This window comes from Mycobacterium appelbergii (genome assembly GCF_032883035.1).
Taxonomy (GTDB): Bacteria; Actinomycetota; Actinomycetes; order Mycobacteriales; family Mycobacteriaceae; genus Mycobacterium; species Mycobacterium appelbergii.
In genome coordinates, this window is record NZ_JAMQTH010000007.1 from 56,209 (window position 1) to 69,170 (window position 12,962).

At 67.9% G+C, this 12,962-nt stretch carries 11 protein-coding genes and 1 tRNA gene; 8 read left to right on the forward strand and 4 right to left on the reverse strand.

Going from position 1 to position 12,962, the window contains the following annotated elements; genetic code table 11:
* Positions 1-47 precede the first annotated feature (47 nt).
* Complete coding sequence (locus tag M1247_RS16975) at positions 48-626, forward strand: TetR/AcrR family transcriptional regulator (protein WP_317157536.1); 579 nt, start codon at positions 48-50, stop codon at positions 624-626.
* A gap of 216 nt (positions 627-842) precedes the next feature.
* Here the strand turns inward: M1247_RS16975 and M1247_RS16980 are convergent.
* The 3 genes from M1247_RS16980 to pgm all read right to left on the reverse strand — a co-directional run bounded on the left by M1247_RS16980 (position 843) and on the right by pgm (position 3,867).
* Positions 843-915: transfer RNA gene (locus M1247_RS16980), tRNA-Ala, on the reverse strand.
* A gap of 55 nt (positions 916-970) precedes the next feature.
* The gene (locus M1247_RS16985) at positions 971-2,236 is read right to left on the reverse strand and encodes an MFS transporter (RefSeq protein ID WP_317157537.1); all 1,266 of its coding nucleotides are present in this window, start codon (positions 2,234-2,236) and stop codon (positions 971-973) included.
* Complete coding sequence (gene pgm / locus M1247_RS16990; RefSeq protein ID WP_317157538.1) at positions 2,233-3,867, reverse strand: phosphoglucomutase (alpha-D-glucose-1,6-bisphosphate-dependent); 1,635 nt, start codon at positions 3,865-3,867, stop codon at positions 2,233-2,235. The genes M1247_RS16985 and pgm overlap by 4 nt, the downstream gene beginning before the upstream one ends.
* Positions 3,868-3,963: 96 nt before the next feature.
* On the opposite strand from pgm, the gene M1247_RS16995 reads away from it, so the two are divergent.
* Positions 3,964-4,662 carry a hemerythrin domain-containing protein gene (locus M1247_RS16995; RefSeq protein WP_317157539.1) on the forward strand — a complete coding sequence of 233 codons (699 nt, stop codon included), beginning with the start codon at positions 3,964-3,966 and terminating at the stop codon, positions 4,660-4,662.
* Here the strand turns inward: M1247_RS16995 and M1247_RS17000 are convergent.
* A complete protein-coding gene (locus tag M1247_RS17000) occupies positions 4,610-7,981 on the reverse strand; it encodes an ATP-binding protein (RefSeq protein ID WP_317157540.1) in 3,372 nt (1,123 codons plus the stop codon). The two genes, M1247_RS16995 and M1247_RS17000, sit on opposite strands and share 53 nt — an antisense overlap.
* 48 nt (positions 7,982-8,029) lie before the next feature.
* Here M1247_RS17000 and crcB (M1247_RS17005) point away from each other — a divergent pair, with 48 nt between their 5' ends.
* The 6 genes from crcB (M1247_RS17005) to mbtN are packed head-to-tail and all read left to right on the forward strand — an operon-like array spanning position 8,030 to position 12,920.
* Positions 8,030-8,428, forward strand: a complete 399-nt coding sequence (gene crcB, locus M1247_RS17005) for a fluoride efflux transporter CrcB (RefSeq protein WP_317157541.1) — start codon at positions 8,030-8,032, stop codon at positions 8,426-8,428.
* Complete coding sequence (crcB, locus tag M1247_RS17010; protein ID WP_317157542.1) at positions 8,425-8,790, forward strand: fluoride efflux transporter CrcB; 366 nt, start codon at positions 8,425-8,427, stop codon at positions 8,788-8,790. Before crcB (M1247_RS17005) ends, crcB (M1247_RS17010) begins: the two co-directional genes overlap by 4 nt.
* The gene (locus tag M1247_RS17015; RefSeq protein WP_317157543.1) at positions 8,787-9,854 is read left to right on the forward strand and encodes a DUF190 domain-containing protein; all 1,068 of its coding nucleotides are present in this window, start codon (positions 8,787-8,789) and stop codon (positions 9,852-9,854) included. The genes crcB (M1247_RS17010) and M1247_RS17015 overlap by 4 nt, the downstream gene beginning before the upstream one ends.
* Positions 9,855-9,913: 59 nt before the next feature.
* Positions 9,914-10,183: a mycobactin biosynthesis acyl carrier protein MbtL gene (locus tag M1247_RS17020; protein WP_317157544.1), complete on the forward strand. Its 270-nt coding sequence runs from the start codon at positions 9,914-9,916 to the stop codon at positions 10,181-10,183.
* Positions 10,184-10,188: 5 nt separating this feature from the next.
* Positions 10,189-11,760 carry a long-chain-fatty acid--ACP ligase MbtM gene (gene mbtM, locus M1247_RS17025; RefSeq protein ID WP_317157883.1) on the forward strand — a complete coding sequence of 524 codons (1,572 nt, stop codon included), beginning with the start codon at positions 10,189-10,191 and terminating at the stop codon, positions 11,758-11,760.
* Complete coding sequence (gene mbtN / locus M1247_RS17030) at positions 11,757-12,920, forward strand: mycobactin biosynthesis acyl-ACP dehydrogenase MbtN (RefSeq protein ID WP_317157545.1); 1,164 nt, start codon at positions 11,757-11,759, stop codon at positions 12,918-12,920. The genes mbtM and mbtN overlap by 4 nt, the downstream gene beginning before the upstream one ends.
* Positions 12,921-12,962: the final 42 nt, after the last annotated feature.

Below are 12,962 nucleotides of genomic sequence, written 5' to 3' on the forward strand. Positions count from 1 at the left end.
AGACGTCAATAGCAGTGCTAGCATTTGTAGCGTTGCTATAGTTTGGTATGGCCATCAGTGAGCGTCGCACTCGCGAGCAAGCCGCACGTCGTCGACTGATCATCGGTACGGCACGGAAATTGGCTGAAGCCGAGGGCTGGGAAGCTGTCACCACGCGTCGGCTGTCCGAGGAGATTGAATACAGCCAGCCGGTGTTGTACAAGCACTTCTCCGGGATGGACAACATCGCCGAGGCAGTGGCGCTCGACGGCTTCGGTGAACTGGCCGAGGCGTTGTCCGATGCTCGTCGTGGGCGACGGACCGCCAAGGCGACGCTGAAACGGCTGGCGCTTGCCTATCTCGACTTCGCCGACAAGAACCCCGCGCTCTACGACGCGATGTTCACCCGCGCAACCACATTACGGTTCGCCGACGCAGATACACCCCCCGAATTGTCAGCGGGCTTCGCCGAGCTACGTCAAGCGGTCGCACAAATTGCCGGTCGGCAAGACGTCGACACCCTCACCGAGGTGCTGTGGGCGGCGCTGCACGGGCTAGCTGTCCTCAGCCGCGGGGCCCGGTTACGTGCCGGGCAACGTTCTGCTCGAGTCGAGCTCCTGATCGATCAGTTCTGCCTCGCGCCGTAATGCTCGTACCCCGCCGTCCCGGCTTGGCCGAGCCAAGGTTCTCCTGAGAGCCCATCCCCAACCGCAAGCCGACAGCCACTCCCGTCGACCGAGTCGGTCACGCTGGCCGCGGCATCGCTGTCGCAAGAAATAGACCTAGCCTTGAGCGCTGCCCGCATCACATGACGGCGAAGTATGTTTCGACCTAAAAGTGCTGGTCGAAACCCTATTTTTAAGTGGAGCTAAGGGGATTCGAACCCCTGACCCCCACACTGCCAGTGTGGTGCGCTACCAACTGCGCCATAGCCCCTCAAGTCGTGCTCATCGAAGTTACACCACGGTCGCGCGCGGTTCAAAATCGCTGGTCACGGCACCTCGCCACCGGCCTCGGGACCCAGCGCCCGCGTGGGGGTGTGCTCGGTGGACGGACGCGGCCGGGTCTCGGGGGCGAATGTCCAGCCCAACCCCGCGAGCAGCAGGATCGCGCCGCTGATCACGAATGCCCAGGAGAACGACAGGTACTGGGCGATCAGGCCCACCAGCAGCGAGCCACCGATCGACCCGACGTCGGCCATCATCTGGAAGGTCGCCACTGCGGTGCCGCCGCGGGCCTTGCTGCCGATGATGTCGGCGACCGCGGCCTGCTGCGGCGCGGTGAAGATGCCGGTCGCGAAACCGGCAATGACGGCCGCGACGAGAAACAGCGTCAGCCCGTCGGTGAAGCCGACCAGCAGCGTCGAGACGCCGGCCGCGGTCAGCCCGACGATCAGCAGCAGGCGCCGGCCCACCCGGTCGGACAGGTAGCCGCTGGGGATCACCGCCGCGACGTTGCCGATCGCGAAGGTGGCCAGGGCAAGGCCGGCGATCCCGGCCCCTTGATGGAGCACCTCGACGACGAACAGCGGGACCAGCGCGACGCGGAGCCCGAAGGCCGACCAGCCGGTCGCGAAGTTCGACAGCAGCGCGGCCCGGTAGGCCCGGTTGCGCAGCGCGATGCGCACTGTCACGGTCGGCCCATCGTCGGGCGCCGGTGCGGCCAGTGACGAATGGCGCAGGCTGATGAACACCACAGCCGCGGCGACCAGCAGCGCCGCACCGTAGATGAGGAATGGGGCGCTCAAGCCGAACCCGGCGGTAAGGCTGCCGAGCACCGGCCCACCGACCGAGCCGACCAGAAACGCCGAAGAGAACATGCCGGCCACGCGACCGCGGGCATCCTCCGGACTGATCCGGATCATCAGGCCCAACGCCGACACGAAGAACATCGTCGAGCCGATTCCGCCCAGCGACCGGAACAACAGCAACTGCCAGTAGGTTTGGGCGAACGCGCAGGCTCCGGTGGACAGCGCGACGATGAGCAGGCCGTTGACGTAGATCCGCCGCTCCCCCAACCGCTGAATCAACATGCCGCTGACCGGTGCGAAGCACAGCCGCATCAATGCAAACGCGGTGATCACAAATGTCGCCGCGCTGATGCTGACCCCGAAGTGGCGGGCGTAAGCCGGTAGCACCGGCGCCACGACGCCGTAGCCGAGGGCAATCACCGCATTGGCGATGATCAGAACCCAGACTTCACCCGGCAGCTTGGGTTTCGTCTGGCCCCGACAGTCACCCTCCGTAACAGAACTCACGCAATCACTGTATTGACCACCTCGCGCGCGGCTTGCTGCACCTCCGCCAGGTGCTCGGCACCGCGGAACGATTCGGCGTAGATCTTGTAGACATCCTCAGTTCCTGACGGCCGTGCGGCGAACCACGCGTTTTCCGTCGTCACCTTCAGCCCGCCCAGCGGCGCGCCGTTGCCCGGCGCGGCGGTCAGCTTCGCGGTGATCGGCTCGCCTGCAAGTTCGGTGGCGCTCACCTGCTCGGCGGAGAGCTTGGCCAGCCGCGCTTTCTGGTCGCGGTCGGCGGGTGCATCGATGCGGGCATACGTCGGTGCGCCGTAACGCTCGGCCAGGGCGGTGTATCGCTGCGATGGCGTCTGGCCCGTCACTGCCAGGATCTCTGAGGCCAGCAGGGCCAGGATGATGCCGTCCTTGTCGGTCGTCCAAGTCAAGCCGTCGGTGCGCAGGAATGACGCGCCTGCACTTTCCTCGCCACCGAAGCCGATGTCGCCACTGATCAATCCGTCGACGAACCATTTGAACCCGACGGGAACCTCCACCAGCGTGCGGCCCAGCCCGCCGACCACCCGGTCGATGATCGAGGAGCTCACCGCGGTCTTACCCACCGCGGTGCTCGACGGCCAGTTCGGCCGGTGTGTGTACAGATAGTCGATGGCCACTGCCAGGTAGTGGTTGGGGTTGAGCAGCCCGGCGTCGGGGGTGACGATGCCGTGCCGGTCGGAATCGGCGTCGTTGCCGGTGGCGATCTGGTAGTGGTCGCGGTTGGCGATCAGTGACGCCATCGCATTCGGTGAGCTGCAGTCCATCCGGATCTTGCCGTCGGTGTCGAGCGTCATGAATCGCCACGTCGCATCGACAAGCGGATTCACCACCGTCAGGTCAAGGTTGTGCCGTTCGGCGATCGCGCCCCAGTAATCCACGCTGGCCCCACCGAGCGGGTCGGCGCCGATGCGCACACCCTCGGCCCGGATCGCGTGCACATCAACCACATTCGGCAGGTCGGACACGTAGGCATCGAGATAGTCGTGACGCTGGGCGGTGCGTAAAGCCCGTGCCAGCGGCACGCGTTTCACCGGTTTGAGGCCGTCCCGCAGGATCTCGTTGGCACGGTTGGCGATGGCTGTGGTGGCGTCGGTGTCGGCCGGACCCCCGTTGGGCGGGTTGTATTTGAAGCCGCCGTCGCGGGGTGGGTTGTGTGACGGGGTGACGACGATCCCGTCGGCCAAGTCACCCGAACGCCCGCGGTTGAAGGTCAGGATGGCGTGGCTGACCGCCGGTGTCGGGGTGTAGCGGTCAGCCGAATCGATCATGGCCACAACGTCGTTGGCGGCGAGCACCTCCAACGCCGACACCCACGCCGGCTCCGACAGCGCATGGGTGTCCCGTCCGATGAACAGCGGTCCGGTGGTGCCCTGCGCGTCCCGGTACTCGACGATCGCCTGGGTGGTCGCCAGGATGTGGGCTTCGTTGAACGCCGCGTCCAGGCTGGAGCCTCGGTGCCCGGAAGTCCCGAACACCACCTGCTGCGCCACATCCTCGGGGTCAGGTTGGGTGGTGTAGTAGGCGGTCACCACCTGCGCGACGTCGATGAGATCCTCGGGTTGTGCCGGTTGTCCGGCGCGGGGGTTGGCAGCCATGCTTTGCGATTCTTCCACCGCAGCTCAAACGGCGCCGGACCTCAGGACAAGCCCGCTGCAAGTCGATGACAAGTGCCGACCGGCACCGTGAGTGCCGTGGATACTCCGATGCAACCGACCCGACTCGCCCGCACCACTGCCCGCAACCCCGGCGATGCCGAACCCGACCTGACCGGAATCACCCTTGCGCACCGCGCCATGGTGACCGACGTGGGCCGTGTCGCGGCCCTGACCACGGCATTTGCCGACGGACGCAGAACATGCGCGCCCAACCAGGCGCGCGCCGTCGCGCGGTACGTGGCGTTGCTGTGCGATTCGATTCACCACCACCACACGACCGAGGACCAGGTGCTGTGGCCGGTCATCGAATCCGTCACGAGCAACTCTGTCGACTTGACGGAGTTGACCGAAGACCATGCAGCACTCGACCCGGAACTTGACCGATTGCGGGAACTCTCCGCAGGGTTTCGGCTGAACTTCGGCAACGCTGAATCGGCGGCGCCGTTGGCTGCGGGACTGGCTCACCTGCACACGCTGCTGCACGAACACATCGCCGACGAGGAACGTGAGATCTTCCCGGTGATCCGCCGGTACGTGGCGGCCGACGATTGGGCCGCGGTCGAGAAGGCCGCCCAACGCGCCGGGCGGATGTCGTTCGACGGCCCGCGGACTCTGGCCGTGATGACCGACAACGAGCGGATCAGACTGTCGGAGAACGTCAGTCCGGTGTTGATCGGACTGATCAAGCTGTTGTCGATGCGCCACCGGCGATTCGACCGTCGGGTGTTCGGCTGAGCAGCCGGGCGGCATCGGCCGCGAGGCGCCGGCGCAGCGCGGCCGCCTCGGCGCGGTAGCGCTGCGCCTGTTCGACGTCGCCGCTCATGTCGGCGACGGCCGCCAAGGCCTCGTCCACCGGTCCGGCGAGCAGGGTCCCATTGTCGAGGCCCGCCATCCGGCCCGAGTAGGGCCGTAACTCGTCGAACGCTGCCCGCGCGACCGCCTCGTCACCGATCCCCACTGCCGCGTGCGCGCGCAGCGTCGTCATGGCGAGCCAGTAGTAGACCCGTTCGACGGGCGCCCGTCCGGCTTGCTCTGCCCAGATCCGCTGCGCCTCGCCGGTCCTGCCTGCTGCCAGCAATGCCAGCACCACCACATCGGCAACCGACACCGACACCGTGTGGTGAACAACGAGCAGCTCGTCGGCCAGCGGCCCGAGGTCGTTGCGGAACAGGGCCGCGGTGATCCGCCCGACCAGCGCCATCAACGCGCCATTGGGCGCGCCGTGTTCGGACAGCGCGGCCGCCGCCGCTGCATAGCGGCGTTCCCCGTCGTCCGGTCGGCCGGCCAGCACCGTCAGCTGCGCCTCGAACACATCGAGTACACCCAGCAGGTAGCCGAGCTGGCCGGTACCCGCCCGCGCCACCGCGAGATCGACGTGTCCGAGTGCGGTCGCCAGATCCGAGCGGCTCGCGTGTGACAGGAACAGCAACCAGTGCGCGACTGCCTGATAGTCGACGGCGCCGCACCTTTCGGCCACGGCGAGCAGCTCCTCGGCCATGGTGTCCCGTTCGGCGGCAATGTCCGGTCCCAGTGCGGCATAGGCGCGGGCGTTGAGCGCTGCGCACAGCAGCCGTCCGCTGCCGTCGGGATCCTCGGCGTAAATCGCGCGTGCACAGTCGAGCCCCGCCGAACTCGCTGTCAGGGCCGCTGGAGTGTCGGCACCCTCGAGCTCGGCGAACAAGGCCAACAGCAGCCGGGCCCGCACCGAGTCGGGGTGATCGCGGCCCAACACGCGACGAAGCGGCGCCACGACATGTGGATCGGCAGCGTCGGTGGTGCGCAGCCGCCATACGAGGGGGGCGTCCCACGCGGTGAGCACCCTGACCGTCAATGCGTCGTCGCCGGCCACCACGGTCAACGTCCGGCGCAGTTCGTCGCGGGCCGAGGCGACGTCGCCGGCGCGGGCCAGGGCAGAGATCAGTCCGCATCGCGCAGGCACACTGTGTTCACCGGTGTCCGGTTGCGGGGGGCTCGCCGAACGCGTCCCGGCAAGGTCGAACATCCGAACAGCCGCCCGCCATTGCCGCGCCGATTCGGCCGGTGCCCCGACCGTGTCGGCCTCGCGTGCGGCGGTGATCGCGAATTCGGCTGCAGCGACCGCAGTATCGGGGGTGGCGGCTGAAACCGCATGGTAGGCCAGCGACGTCGCGTCGGCCACGCTGTCGGGCCGGCGCAGCAGTTCCAAAGCCGCGGCGTGTAGGCGGGAGCGACGCAGGATCGACATGTCGTCGTAGATCGTGTCGCGGACCAGGGCGTGGGCAAACCGGGCCCGGCCTGGAGACGGCTCGTCGAGAAGCCCGGCCAGCACCGCGGGTTCGAGCGCGTCGAGCAGCTCCTCGGAGTTGCCGCTCGCCAGCTCGCCGAGCAGGTCGAGGTCTACGTCGCGACCGAGCACCGCCGCCTGCCGCAGCGCGCTGGCGGTCGGGCCGGGCAGCCGGGCAAGCCGCCTGCGCAGCACATCGCGAACCCCCGCCGGCACACCGACTTTGGCGGCCTCTGCTCCCTCGGCTACCATCAGCCGGGCCAGTTCCCGGACGAACAGCGGATTGCCGCCGGTGCGCTCGCGCAGTAGTCGCAGCGTTTCACCGGCCACCATCGACAGGCCGTAATCCGCGGCCAGCTCTGCCGTCGCCGCCTCATCGAGACCCGTCAGGTTGAGGTGGGCGGCGGCCCGGTTGGCCAGCGCGGCCCGGGCGGTCTCGAGCTCGGGGCCCGACTCCGATGGCCGGTAGGTGCCGATCAGCAGTACCGGGTCACCCGTCAGCCGGTCCGCCGCGAGCCGCAGGAGCTCCAGGGTGAGGCCGTCGGTGCGGTGCAGGTCGTCGAGCACGATGGCCAGTGGCCTGCGGGTCGCCACCTCGCTGAGCAGTTCGGCGAGGGCATGGGCCAACCAGAATGTTCCACCGCCCCTGGTGCGGGTGGGGCTGCCGTCGTGCAGTAGCGCGCCGAGCGCCGCGGACGGCTCGACCTCCGATGATGCCGTGAATTCGCGGATCACCTCGGTCCACGCCCATCCCGGCGGTGCCCCGGCCACCTCGGGGCAGCGACCGGAAGCCACCGCCCAGCCGGTCGTGGACAACCGTTCCGCGGCCACGTCGACGAGGGTGGTTTTGCCCACGCCCGCCTCACCGCATACCCACAGCACGCGGCTGCCGTCGCGTTCAACGGCCGCCGCCGCCTGACCGATCACGGCCAGTTCGGCGGCCCTGCCCCGCGGCCGTGCCGGTGCCTGCCCGGTGTCCGGTTGCGGAATCGGCTTTTCCACCAACGGAATCGGGTCGAGATGCTCGGCCTGCCGCAGAATGTCGCGTTCCAGGTCGCGCAGCGGACGGGCCGGTTCGAGTCCGAGTTCATCGACCAGGTGCTCGCGGGTGCGACGCAGCACGTCCAGGGCCGCGGTCTGACGACCCGTCCGATACAGCGCGGCCGCCAGCAACCCGGCGGCGGACTCCCGGCCCGGGTGGTCCCGGACATGGCGCTCCAGGGCCCGCACCACCGTGGCGTCGCGGCCGAGCATGGACATCGCCTGCGCGTGAGACTCGACGGTGGCCAGCCGCAATTCGGTCAACCGCGCCACTTCCGGTGCCGCCCACAAGGTGTCGACCACCTCCGCATAGGGCGCACCTGACCAGCTCGCAAGCGCCTCCTCCAACGTCTGCGCACGCTCGGCGGGGTCGCTTTTGTCTTCTGCCACAGCAACCTTGGACTCGAAGTGCCACGCGTCGACGGCGTCGGCAGGCAGCCCAAGGCAATATCCCGGTGCGGCGCTGACGATGATGCGTGCGACCGTGCGTGGCGCGCGATCTGGTTCGAGCATTCGGCGCAGATGGGAGATGTAGGCCTGCAGCGACGCCAGCGCCTTCGGCGGCGGTTCGCCCTCCCAGAGATCGTCGATGAGCCGGTCGACCGAGACCACCTGGCCGTGGGCGATTGCAAGCCGCGCCAGTACTGATCGTTGCCTGCGACCGCCCAGTTCCACCGGGTCGCCCGCGACCCACACCCGGATCGGACCCAACACGGATATCCGCACCGTGGAGTTGTCGCCGACCGTCATGGTGAGCCGACCTTAACCGTCCGACGGCAGACCGACATACTTTGGATCATGATGCGTCACGACGGCCGCGAACTCGCCGCAGTGTTCGTCGGAGGCGCGTTGGGCACCGTGGCGCGCGCCGGGCTCGCCACACTGGCCGTGCCCGATCCGGGCCGGTGGCCCTGGCCCACGTTCGCGGTCAACGTCGTGGGCGCGTTCCTGTTGGGCTACTTCACCACCCGGCTGCTCGAACGGCTGCCGGTGTCGAGTTACCGGCGTCCTCTGCTGGGCACCGGGCTCTGCGGCGGGCTGACAACGTTTTCCACGATGCAGGTGGAGACCATCAGGATGCTCGAACACGGACACTGGGGGCTGGCCGCCGGCTACACCGTGGCCAGCATCGGCTGCGGGTTGATCGCGGTCGCGGTGGCCACCGCGCTGGTGCGCCGGGTGCGGGTGCGGACATGACCACGCTGGTGTGGGCCGGGGTGGTGCTCCTCGGCGGTGCCGGGGCGGTATCCCGGTTCCTGGTGGACCGGGCCGTGTCCGCGCGACACACGCGCGGATTCCCGTTCGGCACGCTGGTGGTCAATCTCAGCGGGGCCCTGTTGCTCGGCTTCCTCGGCGGGCTGGCCCTGTCCCCGCACATCGCGCTGTTGGTGGGCACGGCGTTCGTCGGGTCTTACACCACCTTCTCCACCTGGATGCTGGAAACCCAGCGACTCGGCGAAGAACGCCGCGTCTGGCCTGCGGTGGCCAACATCGTCGTCAGCGTCGCGCTGGGGCTGGTCGCGGCCTGGATCGGGATGCGGTTGGGAGCGCAGCTGTGACCGACACCGATTACCTCAAACTCACCGCCTACTTCGGTGAGCGGATGCGCCACGAACACCGCTTCGTGGCCGACACCCTGCTGGACCTCTACGGCAGTAACGGCGTCGCCACCAGTGTGATGCTGCGCGGGATCGCCAGTTTCGGTCCGCATCACGAGCTCCGCAGCGACGAGACCCTGACCATGTCGGAAGATCCCCCGGTGGCGGTCGCGGCGGTCGACGCCGCCGAGAAGATCGCGGCGTTGGCCGAGCAGACTGTCGCGTTGACCGCTCGTGGGCTGATCACCCTCGAGCGCGCGCAGCTGATCAGGGACTCGCGCATGCCGGCAATACCCGAGGCCGCCAAGCTGACCGTCTATGTGGGCCGTCAGCACCGGGTGGCCGGGGCCCCGGCGTACCGCGCGGTCTGCGCGGTACTGCACCGGCACGGCTTTGCCGGGGCCACCGTGTTCCTCGGCGTCGACGGGACGGCACATGGTCAACGCCGGCGGGCGGGCTTCTTCAGCCGCAACGCCGATGTGCCCGTCATGATCGTGGCCATCGGGACGGGTGATCAGCTCGGCGCGGCGCTGCACGAACTGCACGAGATCCTGGATCAGCCACTGCTCACCGTCGAACGGGCGCAGTTGTGCAAGCGCGGCGGTGAACTGCTTGCCCGGCCGGCGGCACTGCCTGCCACCGATGATCAGGGGCGGCCGCTGTGGCAGAAGCTGATGATCCATACGCCCGAGGCCGCGCTGCATGATGGCGTGCCGATCCACCGGGCGATCGTCCGGCGGTTGCTGCAGTCCGGTACCGCTGCCGGGGCAACCGTGCTGCGCGGTGTATGGGGCTACAGCGACCGGGGACAACCCCACGGGGACACGCTGTTTCAGCTCGGCCGACAGGTTCCGGTGATGACAGTGGTGGTGGACACCCCGGCCAGGATCGCGGCCACCTTCGACATCGTGGACGAGCTGACTGCCCGACACGGCCTGATCAGCGCGGAACTGGTCCCGGCGGCGACCACGATCGATGCCGGTGTCCGGCGCGGCAGCATGATTCTCGCGCGGCACAGTTACTGACCTCACACCCAGTGGGTAAGCCTAGCCTACCTTAACTACCCGGTGTACCGTCCCACCCCATGCAGTCGACTACCCCCGAAGCGGTCAGCACCGCCCTCACCGAGATCCTGCGCGACGACATGAATGTCGACATCCGCCGCGTGACCAGGGAATCCCGACTTGTCGACGACGTCGGCCTGGACTCGGTGGCGTTCGCGGTCGGCATGGTGGCCATCGAAGACAAGCTCGGGGTCGCCCTGTCGGAAGAGGACCTGCTGAGCTGTGACACCGTCGGCGACCTCGAAGCGGCGATCCTGGCGAAAGTGCCCGCGGCGCAGAGCAACCAATGAACGCACTGAGCACGGCACTGGCTGAGTCCCTGACCACGAGCAGCGCCGACCTCGTCCTGTTCGACACCGACAGCCGCACCTGGTCCCGCCATCCATGGGCCCAGGTGTATGCGCGCGCCGAGAACGCCGCTGAACAGATCGGCCAGGATGACGCGCGCGCCGTCGGATTGGTCGGTGAGCCCACCGTGGAGTTCGTCGCAGCACTCGTCGGCACTCAGTTGGCCGGTGCCGCGGTGTCGATTCTTCCCGGGCCCGTGCGTGGAGCCGACGCCACCCAGTGGGCCGACTCGACCTTGAACCGTTTCAGCAGCATCGGGGTGCGCACCGTGTTCAGCCACGGCAGCCACCTGGAGCAGCTCCGAGCGGTCGACGGCCCGCTGACCATTCATGACGACAGCGTCGTCGCCCACGACCAACGTTCGTCCACCCTGAACCTGGGTTCGGGCCACGGCGCCGTGGCGATCCTGCAGGGCACCGCCGGATCGACCGGAACACCGCGCACCGCGCAGATATCGCCGGACGCCGCGCTGGCCAACCTGCGTGGACTCGGCAGACGAATCAGCCTGAACCACAGTGATATCGGGTGCTCGTGGCTGCCGCTGTACCACGACATGGGGTTGACCTTCCTGCTCACCGCCGCGGTCAACGGCATCGAGGTGTGGCAGGCCCCGACACCGGCATTCGCCGCTTCGCCGTTCAGTTGGCTCAGCTGGCTCACCACCAGCCGCGCCACGCTGACGGCGGCACCCAATATGGCCTACGGCATGATCGGCAAGCACTCCCGCAGGCTCGCCGATCTCGACCTGTCGGCGCTGCGATTCGCGCTCAACGGGGGTGAACCGGTCGACTGCGAAGGGACAGCACGGTTCGGCAGCGAGATGACCCGATTCGGATTCGACCCCGGCGGCCTCTCCCCCTCGTACGGACTCGCCGAATCATCGTGCGCGGTCACGATTCCCGTGCCCGGGACCGGGCTGCAGATCGACGAGATCAAGGTCCAGACGGAGACCGGTGCCATCATCCGCCAACAGGCTGTGCTCGGTACGGCCATCCCCGGCATGGAGATGCGGTTGCGCCCCAGCGACGACAACGCGGGGGTGACCGACCGCGAGGTGGGCGAGATCGAGATCCGCGGCACCTCGATGATGTCGGGCTACCTCGGCGAAGACCCGCACCTGCCCGAGACGTGGTTTCCCACCGGTGATCTCGGCTACTTCGTCGACGACGCCCTGGTGGTTTGCGGGCGGGCCAAGGAACTGATCACCGTGGCCGGCCGCAACATCTTCCCCACCGAGATCGAGACGGTGGCCGCGAAGGTCGACGGGGTCCGCGAAGGCGCGGTGGTGGCCGTCGGCACCAACGAGCAGGCCGTTCGGCCAGGGCTCGTGATCGCGGCAGAGTTCCGCGGGGTCGATGAATCCGACGCCCGCAGCGAGGTGGTGCAGCGCGTGGCCTCCGAATGCGGTGTGGTGCCCTCCGATGTGGTGTTCCTACCGCCGGGCTCCCTGCCACGCACGTCCTCGGGCAAGCTGCGCCGACTGGAAGTCAAACGGCATCTGGAGGCAGTGAAAGGATGACAACCTCAGTTACCGCGGGTACCACCATTGAGGAGTACCGCGATCTGATCGACACGGTATTCAACGATGAGGTGAAGGCGTGGACAGCCGAAGCCGAAGAGACCGAACGCTTCCCGCGTCAGCTCATCGAGCACCTCGGACGCTCCGGTGTCTTCACCGAGAAATGGGGCGATGGTCAGCAGCCCGATGTCGCCAAACTGAACGAGCTGGCGTTCGCACTGGGCCGCACCGGGTCCGCGGGGATCGGTGTCGGGGTGAGCCTGCACGACTCGGCCATCGCGATCCTGCGTCGCTTCGGAAAGTCGGACCACCTGCGGACGATCTGCGAACAGGCCGTGCGTGGTGAGGCCGTGCTCTGTATCGCCGCCTCTGAGGAGTCCGGCGGTTCGGACCTCCAGATCGTGGAGACCGAGGTACGCACCGCCCGCGACGGTTTCGAAGTCAAGGGCATCAAGAAGTTCGTATCGCTCTCGCCGATCGCCGACCACATCATGGTGGTGGCACGCAATGTCGATCACGACCCGACCAGCAGGCACGGCAACGTCGTCGTGATCGCTGTCCCGACCACACAGGTCGAAGTCCAGACGCCCTACCGCAAGGTGGGCGCGGGCCCGCTGGACACCGCTGCGGTTCACATCGACACCTGGGTTCCGGCCGATGCGCTGGTCGCGCGTGCGGGCACCGGGTTGGCGGCGATCTCCTGGGGACTGGCCCATGAGCGGATGTCGATTGCCGGCCAGGTGGCCGCCTGGACACAGCGAGCTCTCGGAATCACGTTGGCCCGCATGATGAAACGCCGGCAGTTCGGCCATACCCTCTACGAACACCAGGCCCTGCGCCTGCGCATCGCCGACCTGCAGGCACGGGTGGATCTCCTGCGCTACGGCCTGGCCGGGATCGCCGCGGGCGGCAAACTGGACCTGCGTGCCGCAGCCGCCATCAAGGTCACCGCCGCCCGCCTGGGCGAAGAGGTGCTCTCGGAATGCATGCACATCTTCGGCGGCTCGGGCTACCTGGTCGACGAAACACCGCTGGGCAAGTGGTGGCAGGATATGAAGTTGGCCCGCGTCGGCGGCGGAACCGACGAAGTGCTCTGGGAGCTGGTCGCCGCGGCGATGAAACCCGACTACGACGGCTACGCGGAATTCGGCCAAGCCTGAGCAGTTGACCTCCGCCATTGTGAAGCCTCTGCGAGAAATCGG